Origin of the sequence: Pseudofulvibacter geojedonensis (assembly GCF_042675745.1) — a bacterium.
Classification (GTDB): Bacteria; Bacteroidota; Bacteroidia; order Flavobacteriales; family Flavobacteriaceae; genus Pseudofulvibacter; species Pseudofulvibacter geojedonensis.
The window spans coordinates 75,235-99,867 of sequence record NZ_JBHTJM010000010.1 but is presented as its reverse complement, the minus strand read 5'-3'; the positions used below and the strand labels follow the sequence as shown (position 1 = coordinate 99,867).

Below are 24,633 nucleotides of genomic sequence, written 5' to 3'. Positions count from 1 at the left end.
CCTTTGATAAATAGCTTATTTACTCCATAAGAAGTATCATTTTTTTTTCTTTTAATGCAGGTTCTAAATCTGGTTTTTCTCTCAGAGCTTTTTCTATAAAATTATAAGCATTCCTCTTATCTTTTTTATAGCGATAAATTTGTGCTATTCTGTAATTGGCCCAAGAAATTGGCACACCATCTTTAGGAGAATGATTTTTAATATATTCATTCAAACATATCAACCCTTTATCTAAATACATATTGTATTGAGCGCATACTTTTCCTATCTGATAATTCAAATGATTTCTTTTGTGTTTTTCGCTTGCCTTTTCATAGTTGGAAATTGCTTTCTTGGGTTGGTTTGTTTTTTCATACAAACCTGACAATTTATCATATGTATGCAATGACCCTCCTAATTCTATAGCTTTTTTATAATTTTCCTCGGCTATTTGAGGTTTATCATTATATTCGGCAACATAACCTAAAGCAAGATAGCCATCTACCGGAGAGATATGCATTAACTCATTGGCGTATTTTTTAGCTTTTTTTTCACTCCCTCCAACTATTCCAGGAAGACTTATATAAACCTCAACCAATGCCCATCTCACTTCAATATGCTGATTATCTAATTCGGCAGCTTTATGAAGATGCTTTTTTATATCACTCACTAAAGTAAGTGCTTTTAGTTTATTAACTGATTGTGCTTTATAAGCTAAAACCCCGCCATATTTATAATTATAAACTGCGTTATTATTATCTATATCTAGTAATTTTTTATAATACCCTAAAGACACATCCCATTTTTTTTGATATGCTGCAATATCTCCTAAATACTCTTGAGCTTTTATATAGTTAGCATTATCTTCTGAAATCTTTTTAAAAACACTTTTTGCCGCTTCAAGCTTTTTAGATTCGAATAAATGAATAGCTTCTTGAAAATTTTGGGTCCAAGAATATAAGGGTATCAATAATATTATTAGAAATAATCTCATACAAGCAATGAAGTTTTAATTGTAATCAACAAACTGTAACTTTAAGTTATCTATGTCTTTACAATTAGCACAAACTTACTGATTACTTTTTAACTTTAGGAGGATACCCTTCTAAAGCTTTTTGTACCATAGCTCTAAAATGAGCTTTTCGAGCTTCTGGGCTAGCTTTTTCCTTCATGGATTTTGTTACCTGAGCTTGCCAAACCAAGGAATGTTTTTCTCCATCTAAAAAATCGATTAACAATTCTTGATTCAAGTCATTTCCTCCTATAGGTATTCCTCCAGAAACACCAACACCTCCACTTCTTCCGCCGCCACCAACGCCAATACCAATTGAATTATTACTAGGATTTTTATAGGTTTTAGTATGTAAATCTATATAGAAATCTGGAGATTCACTTTTAGAAATACCATTAACTGTAAGCAATGAATCTAACTGAAAATACAACCTTTTTTCATCTAACTCACTCAAACCTGTTTTAATTTCTGAAGCATAATTATATGTTTTATACTTTGTAAAATCTACAGCTTTATTATAATCATAATTAACCTTTACAGGTGCACACGCCACAATTAACAATACAACTATTATCAAACCTTTCTTTATCATAATTCACTCAATTATTTCTACTCAAGATACAAAAAAAGGGAAACCATATATAGTTTCCCTTTAATATTAACTCTTTAGTGTGTTAATTTAACATCTTCCATAAGGTATCTTTCAATTCTTGAATTCCTTTTTGAGCTACAGATGAAATAAACAAATAAGGAACTCCTAGTTTCTCATCTAACTCTTCTTTCATCTCTGCTTGTAATTCATCGTCTAACATATCAGATTTCGATATCGCTACAAAACGATCTTTATCAAGCATTTCAGGGTTATACCTTCTTAATTCATCGACCAATATTTCATACTCTTTTACAATGTCCTTAGCATCGGCAGGAACCATAAATAACAGAGTAGAATTACGCTCAATATGTCTTAAAAAATAATGTCCTAACCCTTTTCCTTCTGCAGCTCCTTCTATAATACCAGGTATATCTGCCATTACAAAAGTTTGGTAATCTCTATGCTTTACTATCCCTAAATTAGGTTTTAAGGTTGTAAACTCATAATCGGCAATTTTAGGCTTCGCTGATGTAATTACAGATAATAATGTTGATTTACCTGCATTAGGAAATCCAACCAAACCAACATCTGCCAAAACTTTCAACTCAAACGTTACATCTTTATGCTCTCCTTCTAAACCTGGCTGTGCATAACGAGGTGTTTGATTTGTAGGAGACTTAAAATGCCAATTTCCTCTACCTCCTTTACCTCCTTTACAAAGAATGACTTCTTCATTATTAGCTGTAATTTCAAATAAAACATTTTGAGTTTCAGTATCTCTAACAACTGTACCTAATGGCACATCTAAAAACACATCTCCACCATCTGCTCCAGTACTTCTACCTTTACTTCCGTTGCCTCCTTGTTCTGCTTTATAGTGTCTTTTAAACTTAAAGTGATAAAGAGTCCATAAATTTTCATTTCCTCTAACAATAACATGACCTCCTCGTCCACCATCTCCACCATCAGGGCCTCCCTTTTCTATATATTTCTCTCTATGCAAATGTGTAGATCCCTTTCCTCCTTTTCCAGAAGTAAGGTGCAGTTTTACATAATCAACAAAATTCCCTTCAGTCATGACTTTAAGTTTAAAAAAGGGAATTTCATTTAACCCGAAACTCCCTTTAATTGTATTTATTATTTAATCATCCAATTCTGAATGATGTAATCTTATAATTGATCAATAACTTCAGATAAACGGCTGGTTACTTCTTCTATTTCTCCAATTCCGTTTACCGAGTGAAATTTACCTTGACCTTGGTAAAAATCAATTAATGGAGCGGTTTTTTCATTATACTCCTCATAACGATTTCTTATTTTAGCTTCGTCTTGATCATCTGCTCTACCAGAAGTCTTTCCTCTTTCTAATAAACGCTGTACTAAGACCTCATCGTCTGCTTCTAAAGCGATTGTAGCTGTAACTTTCCATTCTTTAGTAGCCAAAAAAGCATCTAAAGCCTCAGCTTGAGGTGTTGTTCTAGGAAAACCATCAAACAAAAAACCATTTGCATCTGTATGTTTTTCTACCTCAGATTTCAACATATTAATAGTTACTTCGTCAGGTACCAAATCTCCTTTGTTAATATAAGACTTCGCTAACTTTCCTAATTCAGTATCATTTTTCATATTAAATCGGAAAATATCTCCCGTAGATAAATGAATTAAATCATACTTCTCTTTAAGTACTTCTGCTTGTGTTCCTTTTCCCGCTCCTGGTTTTCCAAATAAAACGATATTAGTCATAGTGTTGTGTTTAGTAATAAATAAATTGGCAATACACTTACCGATTTTCTTAAAAAAGCTCATCATCTATAATGCCAAATTTAATTTGAAAGGTGCAAAGATACTGATTAATTGATGATTTACATTTTTTGAAGTGCGATTTCTTTTTAAACTACTAAACTAAATACGTACTTTTGTCGTCTGAAAACAAACAACAACACAACACACAACTAGATGATTAACTATTTTTCATCCGATTTTAAACTAGGTATCTTAGGTGGAGGCCAATTAGGTCGTATGCTTTTAAAAGACACCAATAAGTTCGACGTTCAAACTTATGTTTTAGACCCTAGTAACGAAGCTCCTTGTAGTTTCTATGCAAACAAATTTTTTCAAGGAGATTTAATGGATTTTGACACTGTTTACAATTTTGGTAAGCAAGTAGATGTACTAACTTTTGAAATAGAAGGCGTTAATATTGAAGCGCTTCAAAAATTAGAAGACGAAGGCATTAAAGTATATCCTTCTGCTAAAACATTAGCTAAGATTCAGAACAAAGCTATTCAAAAGTCGTTTTATTTAGAGAACAAAATCCCTACAGCTCCTTTTACTCGTTACAACTCCCTAAACGAGCTTAAAAATGATGCTAATAATTTTCCTTTTGTATGGAAATCTGCTCAATTTGGTTATGATGGTAATGGCGTAAAAGTAGTACGTTCTGCTAACGATTTAGAAGGGTTGCCTAACACAGAATGTATAGCAGAAGAAATGATTCCTTTTAAAAACGAATTAGCTGTAATTGTTTGTAGAAACCCAAAGGGAGAAAGTAAAGCATACCCTGTGGTAGAAATGGAGTTTCACCCAGAAGCTAACCAAGTTGAGTATGTTATTTGCCCTGCAAGAATAGATAAAGCTGTAGCTCAAAAAGCTATTGATGTAGCGCTTAAGGTATCTAATAGTTTTGAACATGTTGGTTTATTAGCCGTAGAAATGTTTCAAACTCAAGATGATGAGATTTTAGTAAACGAAGTAGCGCCAAGGCCACATAATTCTGGACATTATAGCATTGAAGCTTCTTATACTTCTCAGTTTGAACAACATCTTAGAGCTATATTAAATTTACCTTTAGGAAATGCAGAAAGTAAAGTAGCTGGAATTATGGTGAATTTAGTTGGAGCTGAAGGTCATACAGGAAATGTTCTTTATAAAAACATAGACAAAGTTTTAGAATTAGATGGCGTGACCCCCCATATTTACGGAAAAAAGCAAACTCGCCCTTTCAGGAAAATGGGACACGTTACGATAGTAAATGAAGATATTAATAAAGCAAGAGCCATCGCTCAAGAAGTAAAAGAAACAATACAAGTAGTTAGTAGTTAACCTAGACTTAAAGGGCTACACATATTTGATTATAAACACTTTCTTTTTATATAAATCATTTTTAAGTTCATTGTTAAGAGCAAGGATCTAAACTTTAAACTTATAAACTTTAAACTTTTAAACTAAAAATGCCACAAGTAGGAATTATTATGGGTAGTACAAGTGACTTACCTATTATGCAAGAAGCTATCGATATATTAGCTGGTTTTGATATTGAGACAGAAGTAGATATTGTTTCTGCACATAGAACACCAGAAAAATTATTTGAATACGGTAAAACTGCTCATGAAAGAGGTATAAAAGTTATTATAGCTGGAGCAGGTGGTGCAGCTCACTTACCAGGAATGGTTGCCTCTCTATCTCCATTACCTGTTATTGGGGTTCCTGTAAAATCAAGGAATTCGATTGATGGATGGGATTCTGTTCTTTCAATATTACAAATGCCTGGAGGGGTTCCTGTAGCTACAGTAGCACTAGATGGTGCTAAAAATGCTGGCATACTTGCCGCACAAATAATTGGCGCTTCTGACAAATGTGTTTTAGACAAGATTTTAGTTTATAAAGAAGGACTAAAGCAAAAAGTAATAGAAGGAGCAAAAGCTGTTAAGAAATAACACTCTCATTAAAAAAACCTTAGGAATTCCTAAGGTTTTTTTTAGAGTATTTTTATCGAGATTGCAACTCCATAGATGGTTATTTTGGGTGAGAAACCATTTGTTTACACTACAAATATCACTCAGATATTCATTTTTTTTCACAAGATTTACCGACCTTTATCAAAACATCGGTGAAAAGACCTTAAAAACCGATAATCAGTCGCTTTTACAAAAACATAAACAATTGATAATGAATACACTATTAGAAAAATTTGATTTAGCTCCTTTTTCAAAAATAAAAAACGAAGATTTCTTACCTGCTTTTAAAACTGCTATAGAAAATGCCAAAGCAGAAATCAATTCAATTGTTACCAATAAAAACGAACCTACTTTTAAAAATACAATTGAAGCCCTAGATTACTCTGGAGCGCAATTAGATAGGATATCTAGTATTTTCTTTAATTTGAATTCTGCTGAAACTAATGAAGAAATTCAGAAAATAGCTCAAGAAGTTTCCCCTTTACTATCAGAATTTAGCAATGACATCACATTAAACAGAGCGTTATTTGATAAAGTTAAAACCGTTTACAACCAAAAAGATCGACTAACATTAACCCCTGAACAACATACTTTATTAGACAAAAAATACAAAGGTTTTTCTAGAAACGGGGCTAATTTAAATGACAAAGAAAAAGAACAATTAAGAGCAATAGACAAAGAGTTAGCCAAATTAAAACTAACTTTTGGAGAAAATGTATTGGCAGAAACCAATGCTTACGAGCTTCATTTAACCAACAAAGAAGACTTAAAAGGTTTACCAGAAGGAGCTATTGAAGCAGCTTCTCAAACAGCTAAGCAAAAAGAAAAAGAAGGTTGGATTTTCACTTTAGCTTACCCGAGTTACATACCATTTATGAAGTATGCAGATAACCGTGAACTTCGTAAAAAACTATCGCTAGCATTTGGAGCAAAAGGCTTTCAAAAAAATGAATTTAACAACGAAGAAATCGTATTAAAATTAGCCAAGCTCCGCCATGAGAGAGCTAACTTATTAGGGTATAATACACATGCCGATTTTATTTTAGAAGAACGAATGGCTGGCACACCAAATCATGTAAAAACTTTTCTAAATGATTTATTAGATAAGGCTAAACCAGTAGCTTTAAAAGAATTTACAGAGTTAGAAGCTTTTGCTAAAGAATTGGATGGGATTGACCAACTAGAAAAATGGGATAGTGCTTATTATTCTGAAAAATTAAAGAACAAACTTTTTAATTTAGATGACGAAAAACTAAAGCCTTATTTTGAATTAGATAAAGTTTTAAAAGGCGCTTTTACTGTTGCCAATAAACTATTTGGCTTAAACTTTAAAGAAGTTGATTATATAGACACCTACCACGAAGATGTAAAAACCTATGAAGTTTTTAATGATAAAAATGAATTAACATCTATATTTTATGCAGATTTTCACCCAAGACCAGGAAAAAGGAACGGCGCTTGGATGACTTCTTTTAAAGGACAAAAAATTGAGAACGGAATTAACGAAAGACCTCATGTTTCTAATGTCTGTAATTTTACTAAACCTACAGAAACAAAACCATCATTATTAACATTTAATGAGGTAACTACTTTATTCCATGAGTTCGGACATGGTTTACACGGAATGTTAGCAAATACTACTTATCCTAGTCTATCTGGAACTTCTGTTTATTGGGATTTTGTTGAATTACCTAGCCAAATATTAGAAAATTGGTGTTACGAAAAAGAATGTCTAGACATTTTTGCTAAACATTATGAAACAGGCGAATCTATTCCGATGGAATACATTGAAAAAATTAAAGCTTCAGCAAATTTCCAAGAAGGCATGGCTACCTTACGTCAGTTAAGTTTTGGGCTTTTAGATATGGCTTGGCATTCTGGTGAAGCACCCGAAACAATTAACAATGTAAAAGAGTTTGAACAAAAAGCTTTTGCTAGCACCCAATTATATCCCGATGTAGCAGAAAACTGTATGAGTACTGCTTTTGCTCATATTTTTCAAGGAGGATATTCTTCAGGCTATTATAGCTATAAGTGGGCTGAAGTTCTAGATGCTGACGCTTTTGATCAGTTTAAAGAAAATGGAATTTTTGATGCAGAAACAGGTAAGTCTTTTGCAGATCATATTTTAAGTAAAGGTGGCACAGAACACCCTATGGATTTGTACAAACGATTTAGAGGTAAAGAACCTAATAATAAAGCTCTATTGCAGCGAGCTGGCCTAATATAAAAACACTCAATATTAAATTTAACTTCCTAGAATAGTGTTTTGTACTATTCTAGGAAGTTAAATTAGCAGTTCCTCCCAATACATTAAAAAACTGCAGTATGGTTTTTAAATACGCTATACGCAATTCATTCCCCTTAATCTTGGCGTTAAATAATTTTTGCTCTCTCGAATTCACTAGAAACAAACTACTCTCCCCGATTTCAAATCTTTTGTTTTCTGCATTTAACATTCTTTCATAATCGAGTATTAAATCTTTATATAAGTCATTCTGCTCCTGATATGATCGCAATTGTTCTTGCGTAGCAATTATTTTATTTTCAATATTTAATTTTATAATTGATTTCTCTAATTCAATATCAGTTAATTTTAATTTAGATAACTTGAGTTCTGCTCTTTGCTTTCTCATAAAAATGGATTGCTTAAGACTTATAAAACCCTTATAGTTATTGTTATTTATTGCGTTAAAATGATTGGTATTACTATTTAAAAAACTATATGATATTTCTAATTTTGGAAGCATTAAGTTTTTCTTTAACCTATAATCTTGCTCTAGTGCCATAGACTTATATTCTACACTCTTAATTTTAGGATGATTGGCAACTGATATTTCATTACTTAAAAGATTATTAATATTTAAAGCTAATGCTATATCTTCAGTATCAGATGTAACAGGAAAAACCTCTTTGAAAATTTCTAAAGGTAATGAATCAAACCACAGATAATTACTTACTTGAAGTCGAGCTTTAACTTTACTCAAGGATATTTTTTGTAAATCCAATAAAACTGTCTGATAAGCTATTCTAGCTTCGGTTATATCAATTTTAGGCTTATCTCCCAACTCAACACTCCTTTCTATACTCTCTAACCGTATTTTGGAACTCCTAAGATAATCTTGATAAATAAGTTCTTCATTATGATATCTCAACCACGCAAAGTACGCTATACTAGCTTCAAAAATTATTTTATTAACTAATAGTTTTTGATTTTCTAAAGACTGCTTAACAAAATACTTACCCTTTCTTATGTTAGCTAAACGCTCGTTCATTAATAAGCCCCGTGCTAAATCTATTGACACTCCTGCACTATATAAACCATCTTCTGGAACCAACAATTCTGGGTTAACAAAATCACCTCTATTTTGCTGATAATCTACTTTCAGGTCTACTCCTAATATTGTTGGCACTTTAAAAGTTGTGTTAAACTTATTCCAATAATTAGAACTTTTAAATTCTTTATCATCGTAATTAAACTCCAAAGTAGGATCTGTTGCTCCTCTATTTTTAAGTAGCTTAGATTCTGCTTCTGTAACAGTAATATTAGACTGCTTAATAACTGGATGATATTTTTTTACATAAGCTAAAAACTCTTCATAAGTAAGTTCGTTTTTTGTCATATCTTGAGACCAAGAAGAAAAAAAACAACTCACAACTAGTACAAAAAATGCTATTTTATTTTTTATCTGATTCATCTTTACTCTTGTTAGGTTGGTAATAATTTGGAGGAAAACCATTTAACTTTCTCCATAATTCAAACCAAATAGGAACATCTTCTAGCAAAGCCATGGTATAAGCTCCTGAACCGACTCTTAATTTATCTGGCCATTTATCAACATGATCTGGAGCTATTAATATTCTAAACTTCCCATTTTCACTTATAAAATTATCTATTACTACTACTTTTCCAGAGAAGGTTCCGTAAGCAGTATTTGGCCAACCACTAAAGAAAATTGCTGGCCAACCATCAAATTGTACTCTAACATTTTCTCCTTTATGAATTAATGGAAGGTCTATTGGGTCTATATAAGTTTCTACAGCTAACTCATAATTAGCTGGCATTATGCTAACCAATTTATCTCCTTCTTTAAAAGTTTCTCCAATACCAGCCCTTAAAGCTTTATTAATGTAACCTGCTTGTGGGGCTCGCACATAATACATACCCGTTCTAACCTTATAACTTGCCGATTGATTTTTAAGTTTGGCTACTGCTGCCTCGGCTTCAAACTGTGAAGAGCCCGCAGAAGCTTTTTCGCTTTGCGCTTTAGCTATTTTATCTCGGTATTCAGCTTCAATTCTACTAATATCAATTTCAGCATTTATCAATTGGTTTTTACTAGACAATAATTTATTATTTTGAGCTATTTTTTTAGCTTCAGTTTGTTGCATTTTTAACTTTTTTGCCTCTAAATCTGTTTGCGATTTAAGCCCTTCTTCCTTTAATATTTCTGTACGCTTAAATTGGTTTTTAGCAATCTCATAATTGGTTTTTGCAGCCTCTAGATCAACACTATCTGCACTTACTTTAAATTTAAACTGATCTATTTTGTTAATTGCCTGTCTTAACTTTAACTGCTTTTCATTTTGCAAAGCATTAATTCTATTTGTTAACGCTCCTATTTTATCTTTATAAGAAACAACAGAGCGCTCTTTAGCATAAGTTTGTTCATTAGTTCTACTAACCAATTCTGGATCTTGATACTCGGTTTTTATTTCAGATATATAAAGAATAGTATCTCCTTTTTTTACATAATCTCCTTCCTTAACATACCATTTTTCAATTTTACCTGGAATTGGAGATTGAATAGTTTGCGGCCTTTGATCTGGTTTTAACGCAGTAACATACCCTTTCCCGTCAACATTTTGAGTCCATGGAAGAAATAATATTATTAAAAACATGATAAAGAAGCCTATTAAAAACCTATTAAAATATTTAATCGAACTTTTCTTATTGACTTTTCTAAAAGCCGAAAAATCATTTAGATTTTTATTCTTTACTTTATTATTAGATATATTTAACATAGTAATTGCTTGTTAAACAGTTAAACCATTATTTTCTAAATTAATTACTCTAGAACATCTCGAATTCCATTCCTTATTATTACTTGAAACAATTAACAACCAAGGTTGCTTTTTATGAGTTACAAACTCGATTAGTTTTTTAGTCTCTTCTTGATCAAATTGGTTAAATGGATCTTTTAGCAATAATACTTTAGGTTTGTTTACAATTGCTCGAGCAAATACTATACGTCTTGATATAGTATAAGGTATTTGCTGGCCTTCAGGATATAGAACGGTATCTATTCCATTTTGTTGATTCTTTATAAAATCTAACAATCCTGCTATTTTAATAACTTCATTAAGCTGTGTTATCGATATAGTATCATCTCCTAAAGTAATATTATCTCTAATGGTTCCTTCAAAAGGTTTTTGCTCAGGAAGCATTTGACCTACATATGATCTATACGAATTAATTTTTGTTCCTTTTAGTGATGCATTATTTATAAATATATTACCCGAATCTGGTTCTATTAAACCCGATAGCAACTTTAAAAAAGTTGTTTTTCCAGATCCTGGTACACCATTTAATAAAACCCTCTCATCTTTATTAAAACTAGATGTAACTCCATTGAATATATTTTTACCGTTTTCTGCAGTATAACTCACATTATCTAACTCTATTGTTAACTCTTCATTATTGTGAAATGGATTAAGTCCTTCTTGTTTTTCTAATTCTTTATCAACCACTTGTCCAATTTTTTCTAGAGAAGTTAACACATCATAAAAAGTTTCTAGGTTTAGAATAAGCTTTTCTACAGAACTTATTACCAATAGTATTATAATTTCTGAAGCAACAAATTGCCCTATATTCATTTGTTGATTTATAACCAACAAACCACCAATAATTAGTAAACCAGCAGTTATAAAAACTTTAAACCCTATTAGTTGTGCAAATTGTATCAAAAGAATTTTAAAATGTTTCTCTCTATTCTCTAAATAATCATCAGTTAAGGCATTGTTTCTATCCATGGCCATTTTTGTTTTACCAGAAAGCTTAAAACTAATTAATGACCTTGCTATTTCTTGAATCCAATGTGCTACTTTGTATTTAGATTTACTTTCATTCAAACTCGTTTCTAAACCTTTTTTACCAGTATATCTAAACACTAAATAAATCAGTGTTATTAGTAATAATCCGTAAAAAATAAAAAATGGATGGTAAAGACTTAAAAGTATTAACCCTAAGGCGATTTGTACTGCAGCAGAAGGGAAATCTATTAATACTTTAGAAAGACCTTTTTGTACAGTTAGAGTATCGAAAAACCTATTGGCTAACTCGGGAGGGTAGTAATATTTTAAACTACTCATTTTAATTTTAGGAAACCTATAAGCAAATTCAAAAGAAGATCTCGTAAATATTTTCTGCTTAATATTTTCAAGAATTCTAATTTGCATAAGTTGAAGTACGCCTTGAAAAGCCACTCCTAAGGTTACTAAAACTACCAACACAATCCATGAAGTAGTTATTTGTCCCACTTGTATTAAATTAATTATTGCCTGAATACCTAATGGTACTGATAAGGCTACAAAACCTGTAAAAATTGCATACAAAAACACTTGTTTTATATCTCTTTTATCAAGCTGTAAAAGCCCTGTAAAACGCTGCCAAGGCGTCATTTTATTCGTTTTCATTTAACTCAAGATTATATAATAAAAGCAGTAACAATACTGTTTTATAAAATATTATTATTTAAAAATAGACATTAATTAAATTGGTTAAAAACCAACCTTTCTTTTTTGAAGAAATTTAATATTTTGGAGGAGGTATTGTAATACTCAAATATTCTGAACATAAAAAGCCATCCTTATCAATGTAGAAAACATTTGTAAATGAATGGTAGAGTAACAAAAAACAATTATCGACTAATATCTTATCTGTTTTTTCAATTGAATCTTCTAATTCTAATAGAGAATCGCTCACATCAGTTTCTCCTTCTATTAGTTCCATGTCGTATAAATCTAAATTATTAACAACATACAAATTAGAAACACCAATTAACATTACGAATAAAAATAACTTACACAGAAACAATCTAGATGTATTTTTTTCCTGTCTTCTCATTTTTGTAATCTCAATTATCTTGATAGTTATATCGTATAAAATTTCAACAAAGATATAAATACTTTTTTAATTGATAGTAATACTATCAACAATAAATATTTTACTATAAAATATAATTGTATTAATTTTGTTTACGGAATGAGTATTGCTATTAAAATAATATTAAATAAAGGATTATATCTTAAGGATCCGCAAGATTCTGATTTAGGCAGGAAGATTATTAAAAATAGTATTCTTTTAATGAATAAGTTAGGATTTGAGTCTTTTACTTTTAAAAAACTTGCTAAAGAAATTTCATCTACTGAAGCTTCTGTTTACAGGTATTTTGAAAACAAACATTTATTACTCACTTACCTAGTTTCTTGGTATTGGGAATGGATAGGGTATCTTATTAACTCTAACTCTAAAAACATAGTCAATCCTAAAGAAAAGTTATCAATTATAATCAAGTCTTTTGTTACAGCCTCTATGGAAAACCCAAGTGTAAGCTATGTTAACGAAAGTATTTTACACGAAGTTGTTATTGCAGAAGGTTCTAAAGTATATCATACCAAAGAAGTAGATACTGAGAACTCTAAAGGTTTCTTTAAAAACTACAAAGACTTAATAGAGCATATTTCTCAAGTTATTTTACAGATTAACCCTCATTTTAAATATCCTCATGCCTTAGCTACCAATCTATTTGAAATGTCTAACAACCATATTTATTTTGCCAAGCATTTACCAAAACTTACTGATATTAATGAAAAAGAAAATGCTTTAGAAGAAGTAGAAGCTATGCTTAATTATTTTGCAAATAAACTATTAGCATAATTCAGAATATAATATAATTAAGATCTCATTAAGAAGAACTACCAGGCTTATTTTTATTCTTCTCTTCTATCCATTTACTCATGTACTTCGTACTTTGCTGATTATGATGCTGAAGCATACTTCCTATAAAGTTACTGACTCTGTGATTTTCTAATTTATTAGCTATTTCTAACAGCCTATTAAAAAAATCTTCTTTATAATTTTTAACCGTAAATTGTTCTAATAATACTTCTGCATTTTTTTGTTTTGTACCCCATAGTTGCTCATCTTGATGTAATTGAACTGAATAATTAGCAAAATCAATAGGGTTATTGGTTACAAACCCATTCCACTCTTTATATCTAAATCCTTCGGCGCCAATTTTGGTGGTTACACTAGGTGTGCCCGACAACATACCTTCTAATAGTTTAGTTTTTAGTCCCGCTCCAAATCGCAACGGTGCTAAATTAACCCTGCATTTACTTAACTCTTCAAGAGCATTATTGGCCCTTCCAAACACCATAAACCCTTGCTTTTCATTATGCAATTGCATTACTTTTTGAGAGGGATAGGCTCCAAAAACCTTAAGTCTTGCTTGTGGTAATTTCTTTCTAATTAACGGCCATATTTCTTGCTTTAAATACAAAACAGCATCATAATTTGGTTCATGCAAAAAGTTTCCTATACATATAAAATCTTTCCTGTTAATAAATCCAGGTGATTTCTGCAATAACTCATTTCTATTTAATAAAAATGGTAGATGAAATAATATTGATGAATCAATTGAAAATTCATTCATTAATATATCCATTTCATAACTTGATATTAACAACGATAGATCACACCTATACATACTAGCTATTTCTCTTTTAGCTATATCTGATGATTTTAATTTCGGAATAGTGAAAGGAATATCTTTTTTAAATAAATCTTGTCTTACTTTTCGCAAGCAATGTAAATCTTCTGTGTCCAAAATTTTTAAAGCTTTCGGGCAATTTTCAGAAACACGCCAACCGTATTGTTCTTCTGTCATAAAACGATCAAACAATACTATATCTGGATTTTCATTACTTATCCATGAATCAAAAGAAGAGTCGTTTAATGTAATTGGTTGTTCTATTACTCCAGTTTTAATTAAATCATAAGAATATTCTGACTTTTCTGCAGCAGATATAAATATAATTTGATAGTTTTGTTTTTTAAACAAGTTTATCAATTGCAACATTCTAGTACCAGCACCAGTTGAGCTAGGTTCTGGCCAAACCAATCCGATTATGATTACTTTTTTCATTCTCATTTAACGAATTCAAATTTACTACTCATAAACTCAATTATTATATAAATCACTTATCCTATCTTAAAAAAAATAACATGTCAACTTCAATAGACACTTTAAACCAAATTATAACAGACGGAAATCTAAGAAAATTAGTTCACAATTATACTCAAGATGATCATTTTAATCATCATGCAGAAGTTACCATAGATAATGAAAAATTAATCAACTTTGGTTCTTGTAGCTATTTAGGCTTAGAAAATAATGAACAATTAAAAGAAGGAGTAATAGATGCTGTTAAGAAATACGGCACTCAATTTTCTTCTTCTAGGACATACTTGTCTATTGGTTTATATCAAGAGTTAGAACATAAATTACAACGTATTTTTAAAAAACCATTAATTGTTACTGCTAGCACTACCCTAGGTCATTTAGCCACTATTCCGACAATAATAGGAACTAATGATGCTGTTATTTTAGACTTACAAGCTCATTCTAGTATGCAAATGACCGCCCAATTATTAAAAGCCAAGAAAATTCAGCTGTATGTTATTAAACACAACTGTATGGAATCTTTAGAACAGAAATTAAAGGCTTTAAATAATAAGTATGATAAAATATGGTATTTAGCTGATGGTGTTTATTCTATGTATGGTGATTTTGCTCCTTTTAATGAATTAACCCAGCTGTTGAATAAATACAAAAAATTTCACTTGTATATAGATGATGCTCATGGTATGAGCTGGTGTGGAAAAAATGGCGAAGGTGTTGTAAAATCTAACATGCCTCACCATGACAGAATGGTATTAGCTATATCGTTAAATAAATCTTTTGCAGCAGCAGGAGGATGCATTGTTTTTCCTAATACTGAAATGGAAGAATTAGTTAGAAATTGCGGATCTACATATATCTTTTGTGGACCAATTCAACCACCTATGCTAGGAGCAGCTTTAGCTTCTGTTAATCTTCATTTAGACCCAAACTTTTCTCAAAAACAAGAAGAACTCAAGAAGTTGATTGAATACACCAATAACTTATTAGATCAATATCAATTACCTCAGTTTATGAAAACTGAAAGTCCATTGTTTTTTATACCTGTTGGACTTCCAAAGTTTACTTCTGATATAGTTAACAATATGAAAAAAGATGGTTTTTATTTGAATCCCGCTTCTTTTCCTGCCGTACCAATGAAAAAAAGCGGTGTTCGATTTATGATCACTTCAAAATTGACTAAAAAAGATATTTTTAGGATGATAGAATCTTTACATTATCATTTTACTAAGTCTATTGAAGAAAGTGGTAAAACCTTTGATGAAGTTGCCAAAATATTTGGGATTAAAAAATTTAGATCTAACTCCGTAGAACAAAAATACAATAACACCGATTTAACTATTGAAATTAACAATAGTATTGGTGAATTAAACAAAGACCTATGGAGTACTAAATTTTGTAACAACGGAAACTTAAGCTATGATAACTTAGCTCTTTTAGAAAAAACTTTTTCAAATAATGATTTAAAAGAGAACAACTGGCTATTTAAATATATTACTATTAAAGATAATGATGAAATTATTTTACAAACATTTATAACAGTTAGTATTAGTAAAGATGATATGCTCTTACCTAAAAATATTTCAGAAAAAATAGAAGCAGAACGCATATCTAATCCTTATTATTTAACTTCTAAAACAATTCAAACCGGTTCTCCCTTAACGAAAGGGAGTCACATATATATCAATAAAAACTCCAACAATCAATCTGAGGCAATAGAACAATTGATAGCATACCTAAATGGTTTACAAAAAGAAGTAAAAGCTAGTTCTATAATGATCCGTGATTTTTACAATGAACTCGATTCAGAATTAGAAAAATCTATGTTAGATATTGGATTTACTTCTTATCAACTACTTAACAACTTATATGTAGATGAATACAACTGGAACACAAAAGAAGATTATCTAAAAAAATTAAATCAAAAAAACAGATACAGTGTAAAAAAGGAGATTATTAAATATGAAAATTGTTTTGAAATAGAATATTCTAAACCTAATTCTAAATTAGAATTAGAACAGTGTTATTCTTTATACGAACAAGTATATAATAAATCGCTAGACTTAAATGTATTTAAGTTACCGTTCGAGTATTTTGAAAACATGTGCAACCTAAACGAGTATGATTTTATAAAGTTATATTTAAAACCTGAACACTGTAAAAATGAACAAAAAGAGTTAGTAGGTGTTTTATTTAGTCATATTAATGCACAAACTTACAATGCCTTAATAGTTGGATTAAATTATGAATACAACTACAAGTTTAATGTTTACAAGCAAATATTATTTAAATCTATATTACGCTCAAAACAACTTAATTGTAAAAAGTTAGATCTAGCATTTACAGCTGAACTAGAAAAAAGAAAAATTGGAGCCAAAAAACAAAAAGTATATGCATTTGTTCAGGCTCATGAACATTTCAATTTTTCTGTTTTAGAAAATATGTACTAACCAAAATTGAGAATTAAAATGATTCTCAATCTATTTAATTTTCATTTTTTATTGAAAGTTTAAAAATTATTTATACCTTTGACTAAGATTTAGAAATTGAAATATGAATTACACAGAAGCAAAAAAAGAATTTATAGATACATGGGGAAGTTTAGGCTCTTTATGGGGTATAAATAAAACTATGGCTCAAATTCATGCTTTATTATTTGTTTCTCCAGATCCGTTATCTATGGAAGAGATTATGGAAGAGCTAGGGATATCTAGAGGAAATACTAGCATGAACCTAAGACAGTTAATAGATTGGGGAATTGTATTTAAAACTTCTGTTTCTGGAGAACGAAAAGAATACTTTAGATCTGAAAAAAATGTTCAAGAACTAGCTAGAACAGTTGCTAAAGAACGAAGTAGGAGAGAAATAAAACCTACTTTACGAGTATTGAAACAAGTATGTAGTATTGAAGATGATGGTAGTAGAAAAACTCAAGAGTTAATTACTAAAACCAAAGAATTATATGATTTAGCTGATACTGCAGACACTATGATGAACAAAATTGTAAACCAAGAACAAAACTGGATAACTAAGACTTTGGTAAAACTTTTAAAATGATGCATAGCTTTATTCCGAAAAAGGAACGACTGAGGAATCTCTCTTATTTTGAGGCTTCTTATACAATATAAACACAAAAAACCATGACTAGAAAGGATGAAATACTCCTTTTCTTCCTCAAAACAACTTTCAATTTTTACTGAAAGTTTAAAACTTTAAAAACAATGATTATTAAAACAAGCAAGTACTTCTTTTTTTTAGCAAATACTAGTCTTTATTTTATTACCTGTTATGAATATATATTTAGACCAAATAACGGAGCTCTTTTAATGTTTTTTTTAGGCTTAAGTCAATTAGTTCTTATGCTTTTCTTTACGCTCGGTAGTAGTTCAAACAACCATTCTAAATATTTTACTTTTTATTGGAAACTTGTTGGTTTGTACACAGTACTTTTCCTAACCACATTAGCTTGTGGTGATTATATGATTCAGATTCTCGGAAAAGGCATAAGCTTAATTATAGTTATTCCAGCAATGCTTATAGGGCTATACCACCTATGGTGTCAATTCAAAATCCTAAACAATTTACCTGAAAACAAATAATTATGAAAAATTTTATAGAACTACCTAATTGGTTAATTATAGCAGGAGGCATAGGTCAGGTATTTACAGCTTTAATATATCCATATATCAGACACCAAGTTTTTGATTGGTACAATGATGTAAAGCAGTTAAAGCCTCTAAACCAAGAAATAGCAAAAACTTATGGTAGGTACATACAAGGTTTAAACTTTAGTTTTGGTCTAATTGCCATCTTGTTTACATCAGCTTTAAAAAACCAAACAGAACTAGCAGTAGCTCTAACCGGTATAATTGCTATGTATTGGGTTGGTAAAGTAGCCACACAAATTGCATACTACCCTATGTATCAAATCCCTCAAAAACTGCATTTTAAAATAGGTAGTTATTTTATGAACTTTCTATTTACACTTTTTGCTTTAGTCTATACCTTATTATTTATTTCCAACCTTACTGGTTTCTTAAAATAGTTCTATTATGAAAACACTTTGTCCTTCTAATTATTTCAAAAAGATTCTTTCTAGTAAAACCAATAAAGAAAAAGTTATTGATTTTTATAATGAAGCTACAGAAGATTACGAATTCTGGAGTAAAGATTTCAATATGCATTTTGGTTACTATACCTTAAAAACCAATCCGTTTAAACGGGATACGATGCTTAATGAAATGAATCGTCAGATTTTTGATCAGTTTCAGCTTTCTAACACTAAAAAACTAATAGCCGATTTAGGTTGTGGTATGGGAGCTACTATGAGGTATGGATTAAAAAATAATCAAACCCTAAATATGATTGGTCTAACCTTATCAGATTTTCAAGTTCAAGAAGGAAACAAATTATTAAAAAAACATAACGGAGTGATTGTAAAAGGCAACTACAATACAACACCTTTTAAAGACAATAGTCTAGATGGAGTAATAGCTATTGAAAGCTTATGCCATTCTGGCCATAAATACGAATCTTTTAAAGAAGCCTTTAGAGTTTTAAAACCCAATAGTAAATTAGTTATTGCCGATGCTTTTCTAAAAAAAGAAATAACAGACTTATGTATTGGTAGTAAGTATTGTTACGAACAATTATGTAAAGGGTGGAGCTTAGATCGACTAGGTAACATTCACAACATAAAAAAACATTTGAAAAGCATTGGTTTTAAAAATATTGAAGTTAAAGACTTGTCATTTAGAATTGCTCCATCGGTATTACATGTACCATTTGCTATTACTGGTTTTGTTTTAAAGAAACTGCTTAAAAAAGAACCTTTAAAAAAACAAAGTATAGAAAACTTACGCGGTTCTTTATTTGCTCTTTTAGCAGGGTTACACTTAAACAGTTTTGGATATTATATGATAACTGCTACTAAATAAAAACCTATGACTAATAAAATAATTATAGCAGGTGGCACAGGATTTTTAGGTCAAGTTTTAGAAAACCACTTAACTCAAAAAGGGTATCAAGTACAAATTCTTACTAGAAAACCTACTCAACTAAATCAAATTTTATGGGATGCCAAAACAATAGATTATTGGATCGAGGAATTAGAAGGCTCTTTAGCTATTATTAACTTAACAGGAAAATCTGTAGACTGTAGATATAATGACAAAAACAAAGCTTTAATTTATTCTTCTAGAATAGATTCAACTAGAATAATTGGTAAAGCCATAAACTCTTGTAGAACCCCTCCAAAAATCTGGATAAATTCTTCTACAGCTACTATTTATAGGCATTCATTATACAAAGAAATGACCGAAGAAAACGGGGAAATTGGAAATGACTTCTCTATGAATATTGCCAAAGCCTGGGAAAAAGAATTTTACAGTCATCAAACTACTCAAACTAGAAAAGTAGCTATTAGAACCTCTATAGTATTAGGCAAAAAAGGAGGCGCATTATTACCATTAAAAAGCATTACAAAATTACTTTTGGGAGGAAAACAAGGAACCGGAAACCAGAAAGTAAGTTTTATTCATGAACTAGATTTTGCTAGAGCCATAGAATTTATCTTAAATAACAAAAACATATCTGGTAATATTAATGTTACAGCACCTGTACCTACAAACAACTTCATTTTAATGAAGACACTTAGACAATATTTAAAAATTCCTTTTGGTATTTCTCAACCAAAATGGCTGCTAAAAATTGGGGCTTATATTATTGGGACAGAAGCAGAATTGGTATTAAAAAGTAGAAATGTAATCCCACAACGATTAATGAACAATCAATTCGAATTTAAATACCCTAACATTAATTGTACACTAAAAAACTTGGTATGACAACTATCACCCTACAAACAAAAATTAAGGCTCCTATAGACAAAGTCTTTGACTTATCTAGAAACATAGATGTGCATATGAAGACTATGAGTCACACTCAAGAAAAAGCTATTGATGGCAGAACATCTGGCTGTATAGAATTAGGAGAAACAGTTAGATGGCGAGGCAAACATTTTGGTTTTTATGTAGAACATGAAAGTATTATTTCTGCTTTAGAAAAACCCAATCATTTTACCGATGAAATGGTAGATGGTCATTTTAAATGGTTAAAGCACAACCATATTTTTAAAGAAGAAAACGAACAAACTACAATGATAGATCATTTCTCCTATCAAACTCCATTTGGAATTTTTGGTTGGTTATTTGATCAGTTACTACTGAAAAAACACCTAACTACCATCTTAGAAAAAAGAAGTGAACAAATAAAAGAACTAGCAGAAGATGAAATACTATAAAATTATTTCAACCTCAAATAAATTATCCACTTTAATAGTTTCTTTTATAGTTATTGTGGTTACAATAATTTTAGCATTATTATGGAATTCTTTAATATACTATTTAACCATCTATACTTTTATGTGGGGAACTATACCATCATTAATTATCTTTCTAATAACAAATGGTTTGCAAAAAAAATCTAAACAATGAGCTTTTTAACCGCCAACTGGAATAATTTAGCATTAATAAATTATGCTATTGATCCTGAGATATTGAAACCTTATATTCCTAAAGGAACAGAATTAGACTTTTACAACAACACATGTTATGTTAGTTTAGTTGGTTTTCTATTCAACAACACCAAACTCTTAGGTTTACCTATTCCCTTTCACAGAAACTTTGAAGAAGTTAACTTACGTTTTTATGTAAAGTGTAAAGAAGGGAATGAATGGAAACGAGGTGTGGTTTCTATAAAAGAGTTAGTACCCAAATCTGCTTTAACTTTGATAGCTAACACCGTTTACAAAGAACATTACCAAACGGTTCCTATGAAACACGTAATAAAAGAAACGGACTCTTCCTTTTCTTTTAATTATTCCTGGGAAATGAATAATAAATGGCAACATATTAATATCAAAACTTCAAATGAGTTATCACCTATTTTAGCTAATACAGAAGAGGAGTTTATATGCGAACACTATTTTGGTTATACTAAACATAAAGACCAAACTTTTGAATATGAAGTAAAACACCCTAGATGGAACAATTAAAAGTTCTTAACTATGAAATTGATGTTGATTTTCAATTAAATTACGGTCCTAGTTTTAATTTTTTAAACTCTCAAAAGCCTACTTCAGTAATCTTGGCAAAAGGCTCAAAAATATCTGTGGAAAATAAAAAGAAAATTAACTGATATGAGTTTCATAAAAGGCTATCTAACTAAGCACATTTCCAACTCTATTTACTTAGAATCTGACAAAGAATCCATATGGAAAGAAATAACTAATGTTATGGTTGCTGATTTCAATTTTCCGAAGCTTTTCAAACTATTAGGAATACCAAAACCGTTATCTGCACAAGTAATAAAAGAAGGAATTGGCGGTTATAGAGTGGCATCTTTTTCAAATAAAGCTCAATTTCGACAAACTATTCTAGAATGGGAACTTCATAAAAAATACCGTTTTAAATTCAGTCCAACTAAAAACTTTAGAGTTGCACATATCCTGAACTTACAAAAAGGTCCATTTCAAATTTTAACTGGCGGATATGAAATCTTAAATAATAAGAACGAAATAAAACTAGTACTTTCTAGTAATTACAAACTCAATGGCACTATAGGAAAAATAATGCACTTACCATTTAGGTTTATTGTTTATTTATTTCAAAGGCATTTACTTAAAGGAATAAAGAGGAATTTAAGCGTGAAAGTCTCTTCAGCTTAAATACTATTTACTAGCCTTTTTACTGACAATTGCTTATTATTCTCTAATACTATTTTAACTATATAAAGTCCTACACCTAAATTATTATTAGATATTTGTTGACCTAATAGATTATATACATAAATATTTTTAGCAGCTTCATAAGTAAACTTACCTTCGCTAAATAACAATTTACCCGATTCTGCTAAATCCGTATTGGTTACTGATAAATTATTATCTATAATATAACTTTCTTCTAAATTAACAATACCCGCAAAAACATTCCCAGAGGTATCTTCAATATTTTGAGTTGCACTAAAATCCAAATTCAACTCTCCAGTAGCATCAGCTATACCCACAACAGTTAAATCATACGTAGTTCCAGAACCAGTAACATTAATAATTGATGCTGAAATAGACGCATTCCCAGATAATTCAAAATCTGTCGCATTTACATTAACCACATTTTCATTAAACGTAACTCTAAATACAACCACATCATTGCTTGTAGGGCTTGTCATTGGATTTTGGCGTTTAATACTAACTGCCTCAGGAGTAGATAAAACCTCACTTTTGAATATGTGATTTCCTAAAATTGTATTTGAAACAATTAACAAACAAAAAGAAATAATGAACTTCATAACTACTAGACTTTTATTCGTTTGCAAAACTAGCTAAATAACTTATATTTTTATTACATTTGGATTGCTTATAAAATCCAATATGCCAAAACACGAATTGAATCCAAATTTATGGATTGATAAATATGCTGATTATTTATTCAATTACACTATTACTAGAGTTAGTGATAGAGAAATTGCACAAGATTTGGTTCAAGAAACTTTTTTTGCAGGACTTAAATCTGCCACTAACTTTAAAGGTGATGCGTCAGAAAGAACTTGGCTAATTTCTATTTTAAAAAGAAAAATAATTGATCATTACAGAAAAATAAACTCGAATAAAGGAAAAGCCGAAATTAGAATTAATTACAAAGACGATGAATCTGAAGGTGATTGGTTAGAAGAAAGAGTAGCAGATCCTTTTGACAAAAATGCAGAAGGTGATATTGAAAACAAAGAACTTGGTTTAGCAATTCATAATTGTTTAGAAAAATTACCCCAAAAACAAGCAAATATCTTTAAGATGAAAACTATTCAAGAGTTTGACACTGAAGCTATTTGTAATGAATATGGCATTACACCGTCTAATCTTTGGGTAATCATTCATAGAGCAAGAACTTCTTTGGCAGATTGCTTAAAAGATAGTTGGTATAAATAGTAAAGAAACATGTTAGCATTAACAAATCAAACGCATTGGTGGGAATGAATATGGAAGCAAAATCTACAAAACTTTTTATAGATTGTGAAGAGGCAAAACATATTTGCGACAAATCACAATACAGTGAATCTTCTTGGTGGGAGCGTTTTAGGTTAAACCTTCGACTTATTTATTGTAACATAACCAGAGCATATGTTAAACAAAACAGACAACTCACAGATCTAATTACTAAAAAAGAAGTAGACTGTATGGATTCTGAAAAAAAACAAGATTTAAAACAAGCTTTTGAAAAAGAGTTAAATAAATAATATCAACAAAAACCATAAAATAGGTATACCTTCCACCCAAAAACTAGCATAATATTTAGATTGTTTTTCTTTAGATAGAAGAACGGCTAATACACTAATTACAAATACTAAAGGTAATACAAGTAAGTTTTGTTCTAGTAATTCATCTTTAAAAAACTCAAGTAATAAAAAACTAATTAAAAGTATCAGACCAAGCAACTTGGTATTCTTCACTCCTATCTTCTGTGGTATGGTAGCTAAAAAACTTGGATCTGTATCCATATCTCGTATTTCAAAAGGTAAAGTAATAGCTATTACGAAAAAGAATATTTGTAAAGATTTAATATAAATATCAGCCGTCATAATTACCTCAGCCTCAACAATTGGTATTCCTACAATTATTAAAACCCAGCAAATAGCAATAATAAATATCTTCAACCCACTAATAGACCTTAGCGTTTTAGTATTCATCGGATTTGTATAAAAGTATGTAAGTAATGAAGGTAATATCAAAAACAATTGGGTATTGAGCCTCAATTGCAAAAAACTATAAACACTTATCAGCAAACAAACTAAACTAAATAACAAGTTTGCCTTCTTTTTATTAGTTAATACAAGAAACTGTTTCTTTATGGCTAAAAAACTAACTTCTCTTAATTGTCCTTTTTCAAAAAACTTGACAAAGTTGTACCCAAAAATTGTTGATGAAAAAACCAACAGTAGTATCGTAACACTAGGGTTTAATGACAATTCCTTAAAAGTTATATATGTTAGTGATGTTACAGATAATGCAACCCATAT

The 24,633-nt window shown here is 30.2% G+C and carries 25 protein-coding genes; 14 read left to right on the top strand and 11 right to left on the bottom strand.

Annotated features, from left to right (window positions below):
• Positions 1–19: 19 nt before the first annotated feature.
• The 4 genes from ACFQ1O_RS12350 to ACFQ1O_RS12335 all read right to left on the bottom strand — a co-directional run bounded on the left by ACFQ1O_RS12350 (position 20) and on the right by ACFQ1O_RS12335 (position 3,392).
• The gene (locus ACFQ1O_RS12350; RefSeq protein WP_377716340.1) at positions 20–973 is read right to left on the bottom strand and encodes a tetratricopeptide repeat protein; all 954 of its coding nucleotides are present in this window, start codon (positions 971–973) and stop codon (positions 20–22) included.
• An 82-nt stretch (positions 974–1,055) separates the two neighbouring features.
• Positions 1,056–1,583 carry a DUF4136 domain-containing protein gene (locus ACFQ1O_RS12345; protein WP_377716339.1) on the bottom strand — a complete coding sequence of 176 codons (528 nt, stop codon included), beginning with the start codon at positions 1,581–1,583 and terminating at the stop codon, positions 1,056–1,058.
• 82 nt (positions 1,584–1,665) lie between these two features.
• Entirely contained in the window at positions 1,666–2,661 is a 996-nt protein-coding gene (obgE, locus tag ACFQ1O_RS12340) for a GTPase ObgE (protein ID WP_377716338.1), read from the bottom strand.
• A gap of 92 nt (positions 2,662–2,753) precedes the next feature.
• Positions 2,754–3,392, bottom strand: coding sequence for an adenylate kinase (locus tag ACFQ1O_RS12335; protein ID WP_377716337.1), 639 nt, complete (start codon positions 3,390–3,392; stop codon positions 2,754–2,756).
• Between the two features lie 150 nt (positions 3,393–3,542).
• On the opposite strand from ACFQ1O_RS12335, the gene ACFQ1O_RS12330 reads away from it, so the two are divergent.
• The 3 genes from ACFQ1O_RS12330 to ACFQ1O_RS12320 all read left to right on the top strand — a co-directional run bounded on the left by ACFQ1O_RS12330 (position 3,543) and on the right by ACFQ1O_RS12320 (position 7,550).
• On the top strand, positions 3,543–4,685 hold the full coding sequence (locus ACFQ1O_RS12330; RefSeq protein WP_377716876.1) for a 5-(carboxyamino)imidazole ribonucleotide synthase: 1,143 nt from the start codon (positions 3,543–3,545) through the stop codon (positions 4,683–4,685).
• Between the two features lie 128 nt (positions 4,686–4,813).
• Positions 4,814–5,299, top strand: a complete 486-nt coding sequence (purE, locus tag ACFQ1O_RS12325) for a 5-(carboxyamino)imidazole ribonucleotide mutase (RefSeq protein ID WP_377716336.1) — start codon at positions 4,814–4,816, stop codon at positions 5,297–5,299.
• Positions 5,300–5,531: 232 nt separating this feature from the next.
• Positions 5,532–7,550, top strand: coding sequence for a M3 family metallopeptidase (locus tag ACFQ1O_RS12320; protein WP_377716335.1), 2,019 nt, complete (start codon positions 5,532–5,534; stop codon positions 7,548–7,550).
• 49 nt (positions 7,551–7,599) lie between these two features.
• On the opposite strand, the gene ACFQ1O_RS12315 is transcribed toward ACFQ1O_RS12320, so the two are convergent.
• The 4 genes from ACFQ1O_RS12315 to ACFQ1O_RS12300 form a co-directional block, all read right to left on the bottom strand.
• Positions 7,600–8,943: a TolC family protein gene (locus ACFQ1O_RS12315; protein ID WP_377716334.1), complete on the bottom strand. Its 1,344-nt coding sequence runs from the start codon at positions 8,941–8,943 to the stop codon at positions 7,600–7,602.
• Positions 8,944–8,998: 55 nt separating this feature from the next.
• Positions 8,999–10,345, bottom strand: coding sequence for an HlyD family secretion protein (locus ACFQ1O_RS12310; protein ID WP_377716333.1), 1,347 nt, complete (start codon positions 10,343–10,345; stop codon positions 8,999–9,001).
• 12 nt (positions 10,346–10,357) lie between these two features.
• The gene (locus ACFQ1O_RS12305) at positions 10,358–12,016 is read right to left on the bottom strand and encodes a peptidase domain-containing ABC transporter (protein WP_377716332.1); all 1,659 of its coding nucleotides are present in this window, start codon (positions 12,014–12,016) and stop codon (positions 10,358–10,360) included.
• A gap of 115 nt (positions 12,017–12,131) precedes the next feature.
• Complete coding sequence (locus ACFQ1O_RS12300; protein ID WP_377716331.1) at positions 12,132–12,446, bottom strand: hypothetical protein; 315 nt, start codon at positions 12,444–12,446, stop codon at positions 12,132–12,134.
• Positions 12,447–12,584: 138 nt separating this feature from the next.
• Here ACFQ1O_RS12300 and ACFQ1O_RS12295 point away from each other — a divergent pair, with 138 nt between their 5' ends.
• Positions 12,585–13,259 (top strand): TetR/AcrR family transcriptional regulator, encoded by a 675-nt coding sequence (locus ACFQ1O_RS12295; RefSeq protein WP_377716330.1) that lies wholly within the window; start codon positions 12,585–12,587, stop codon positions 13,257–13,259.
• A 28-nt stretch (positions 13,260–13,287) separates the two neighbouring features.
• Here the strand turns inward: ACFQ1O_RS12295 and ACFQ1O_RS12290 are convergent, their stop codons facing one another.
• Entirely contained in the window at positions 13,288–14,529 is a 1,242-nt protein-coding gene (locus ACFQ1O_RS12290; RefSeq protein WP_377716329.1) for a glycosyltransferase, read from the bottom strand.
• 80 nt (positions 14,530–14,609) lie between these two features.
• Between ACFQ1O_RS12290 and ACFQ1O_RS12285 the strand changes: the two genes are divergently transcribed.
• From ACFQ1O_RS12285 to ACFQ1O_RS12250, 8 genes are all read left to right on the top strand, one after another.
• Positions 14,610–17,015: an aminotransferase class I/II-fold pyridoxal phosphate-dependent enzyme gene (locus ACFQ1O_RS12285; RefSeq protein WP_377716328.1), complete on the top strand. Its 2,406-nt coding sequence runs from the start codon at positions 14,610–14,612 to the stop codon at positions 17,013–17,015.
• A 103-nt stretch (positions 17,016–17,118) separates the two neighbouring features.
• Positions 17,119–17,622, top strand: coding sequence for a GbsR/MarR family transcriptional regulator (locus tag ACFQ1O_RS12280; protein ID WP_377716327.1), 504 nt, complete (start codon positions 17,119–17,121; stop codon positions 17,620–17,622).
• A 544-nt stretch (positions 17,623–18,166) separates the two neighbouring features.
• Entirely contained in the window at positions 18,167–18,610 is a 444-nt protein-coding gene (locus ACFQ1O_RS12275) for a hypothetical protein (RefSeq protein ID WP_377716326.1), read from the top strand.
• Positions 18,611–18,617: 7 nt separating this feature from the next.
• On the top strand, positions 18,618–19,502 hold the full coding sequence (locus tag ACFQ1O_RS12270) for a class I SAM-dependent methyltransferase (protein ID WP_377716325.1): 885 nt from the start codon (positions 18,618–18,620) through the stop codon (positions 19,500–19,502).
• 6 nt (positions 19,503–19,508) lie between these two features.
• Entirely contained in the window at positions 19,509–20,408 is a 900-nt protein-coding gene (locus ACFQ1O_RS12265) for a TIGR01777 family oxidoreductase (protein WP_377716324.1), read from the top strand.
• Positions 20,405–20,863: an SRPBCC family protein gene (locus tag ACFQ1O_RS12260; protein ID WP_377716323.1), complete on the top strand. Its 459-nt coding sequence runs from the start codon at positions 20,405–20,407 to the stop codon at positions 20,861–20,863. The genes ACFQ1O_RS12265 and ACFQ1O_RS12260 overlap by 4 nt, the downstream gene beginning before the upstream one ends.
• Positions 20,864–21,052: 189 nt before the next feature.
• A complete protein-coding gene (locus tag ACFQ1O_RS12255) occupies positions 21,053–21,616 on the top strand; it encodes a YqjF family protein (RefSeq protein ID WP_377716322.1) in 564 nt (187 codons plus the stop codon).
• Between the two features lie 144 nt (positions 21,617–21,760).
• A complete protein-coding gene (locus ACFQ1O_RS12250; RefSeq protein WP_377716321.1) occupies positions 21,761–22,288 on the top strand; it encodes a hypothetical protein in 528 nt (175 codons plus the stop codon).
• On the opposite strand, the gene ACFQ1O_RS12245 is transcribed toward ACFQ1O_RS12250, so the two are convergent.
• Positions 22,285–22,908 carry a hypothetical protein gene (locus tag ACFQ1O_RS12245; RefSeq protein ID WP_377716320.1) on the bottom strand — a complete coding sequence of 208 codons (624 nt, stop codon included), beginning with the start codon at positions 22,906–22,908 and terminating at the stop codon, positions 22,285–22,287. The two genes, ACFQ1O_RS12250 and ACFQ1O_RS12245, sit on opposite strands and share 4 nt — an antisense overlap.
• A gap of 82 nt (positions 22,909–22,990) precedes the next feature.
• Here ACFQ1O_RS12245 and ACFQ1O_RS12240 point away from each other — a divergent pair, with 82 nt between their 5' ends.
• Positions 22,991–23,545: a sigma-70 family RNA polymerase sigma factor gene (locus tag ACFQ1O_RS12240; RefSeq protein WP_377716319.1), complete on the top strand. Its 555-nt coding sequence runs from the start codon at positions 22,991–22,993 to the stop codon at positions 23,543–23,545.
• Between the two features lie 44 nt (positions 23,546–23,589).
• Positions 23,590–23,853, top strand: coding sequence for a hypothetical protein (locus ACFQ1O_RS12235; protein ID WP_377716318.1), 264 nt, complete (start codon positions 23,590–23,592; stop codon positions 23,851–23,853).
• On the opposite strand, the gene ACFQ1O_RS12230 is transcribed toward ACFQ1O_RS12235, so the two are convergent.
• Positions 23,842–24,303, bottom strand: coding sequence for a hypothetical protein (locus ACFQ1O_RS12230; protein WP_377716317.1), 462 nt, complete (start codon positions 24,301–24,303; stop codon positions 23,842–23,844). The genes ACFQ1O_RS12235 and ACFQ1O_RS12230 overlap by 12 nt on opposite strands.
• Positions 24,304–24,633 lie beyond the last annotated feature (330 nt).

Bases quoted from the DNA above. Each gene is read 5' to 3' on its own strand.
- ACFQ1O_RS12350 (WP_377716340.1), bottom strand. From the start codon at position 973: ATGAGATTATTTCTAATAATATTATTGATACCCTTATATTCTTGGACC.
- ACFQ1O_RS12345 (WP_377716339.1), bottom strand. From the start codon at position 1,583: ATGATAAAGAAAGGTTTGATAATAGTTGTATTGTTAATTGTGGCGTGT.
- obgE (WP_377716338.1), bottom strand. From the start codon at position 2,661: ATGACTGAAGGGAATTTTGTTGATTATGTAAAACTGCACCTTACTTCT.
- ACFQ1O_RS12335 (WP_377716337.1), bottom strand. From the start codon at position 3,392: ATGATGAGCTTTTTTAAGAAAATCGGTAAGTGTATTGCCAATTTATTT.
- purE (WP_377716336.1), top strand. From the start codon at position 4,814: ATGCCACAAGTAGGAATTATTATGGGTAGTACAAGTGACTTACCTATT.
- ACFQ1O_RS12320 (WP_377716335.1), top strand. From the start codon at position 5,532: ATGAATACACTATTAGAAAAATTTGATTTAGCTCCTTTTTCAAAAATA.
- ACFQ1O_RS12315 (WP_377716334.1), bottom strand. From the start codon at position 8,943: ATGACAAAAAACGAACTTACTTATGAAGAGTTTTTAGCTTATGTAAAA.
- ACFQ1O_RS12310 (WP_377716333.1), bottom strand. From the start codon at position 10,345: ATGTTAAATATATCTAATAATAAAGTAAAGAATAAAAATCTAAATGAT.
- ACFQ1O_RS12305 (WP_377716332.1), bottom strand. From the start codon at position 12,016: ATGAAAACGAATAAAATGACGCCTTGGCAGCGTTTTACAGGGCTTTTA.
- ACFQ1O_RS12300 (WP_377716331.1), bottom strand. From the start codon at position 12,446: ATGAGAAGACAGGAAAAAAATACATCTAGATTGTTTCTGTGTAAGTTA.
- ACFQ1O_RS12295 (WP_377716330.1), top strand. From the start codon at position 12,585: ATGAGTATTGCTATTAAAATAATATTAAATAAAGGATTATATCTTAAG.
- ACFQ1O_RS12290 (WP_377716329.1), bottom strand. From the start codon at position 14,529: ATGAAAAAAGTAATCATAATCGGATTGGTTTGGCCAGAACCTAGCTCA.
- ACFQ1O_RS12285 (WP_377716328.1), top strand. From the start codon at position 14,610: ATGTCAACTTCAATAGACACTTTAAACCAAATTATAACAGACGGAAAT.
- ACFQ1O_RS12280 (WP_377716327.1), top strand. From the start codon at position 17,119: ATGAATTACACAGAAGCAAAAAAAGAATTTATAGATACATGGGGAAGT.
- ACFQ1O_RS12275 (WP_377716326.1), top strand. From the start codon at position 18,167: ATGAAAAATTTTATAGAACTACCTAATTGGTTAATTATAGCAGGAGGC.
- ACFQ1O_RS12270 (WP_377716325.1), top strand. From the start codon at position 18,618: ATGAAAACACTTTGTCCTTCTAATTATTTCAAAAAGATTCTTTCTAGT.
- ACFQ1O_RS12265 (WP_377716324.1), top strand. From the start codon at position 19,509: ATGACTAATAAAATAATTATAGCAGGTGGCACAGGATTTTTAGGTCAA.
- ACFQ1O_RS12260 (WP_377716323.1), top strand. From the start codon at position 20,405: ATGACAACTATCACCCTACAAACAAAAATTAAGGCTCCTATAGACAAA.
- ACFQ1O_RS12255 (WP_377716322.1), top strand. From the start codon at position 21,053: ATGAGCTTTTTAACCGCCAACTGGAATAATTTAGCATTAATAAATTAT.
- ACFQ1O_RS12250 (WP_377716321.1), top strand. From the start codon at position 21,761: ATGAGTTTCATAAAAGGCTATCTAACTAAGCACATTTCCAACTCTATT.
- ACFQ1O_RS12245 (WP_377716320.1), bottom strand. From the start codon at position 22,908: ATGAAGTTCATTATTTCTTTTTGTTTGTTAATTGTTTCAAATACAATT.
- ACFQ1O_RS12240 (WP_377716319.1), top strand. From the start codon at position 22,991: ATGCCAAAACACGAATTGAATCCAAATTTATGGATTGATAAATATGCT.
- ACFQ1O_RS12235 (WP_377716318.1), top strand. From the start codon at position 23,590: ATGAATATGGAAGCAAAATCTACAAAACTTTTTATAGATTGTGAAGAG.
- ACFQ1O_RS12230 (WP_377716317.1), bottom strand. From the start codon at position 24,303: ATGAATACTAAAACGCTAAGGTCTATTAGTGGGTTGAAGATATTTATT.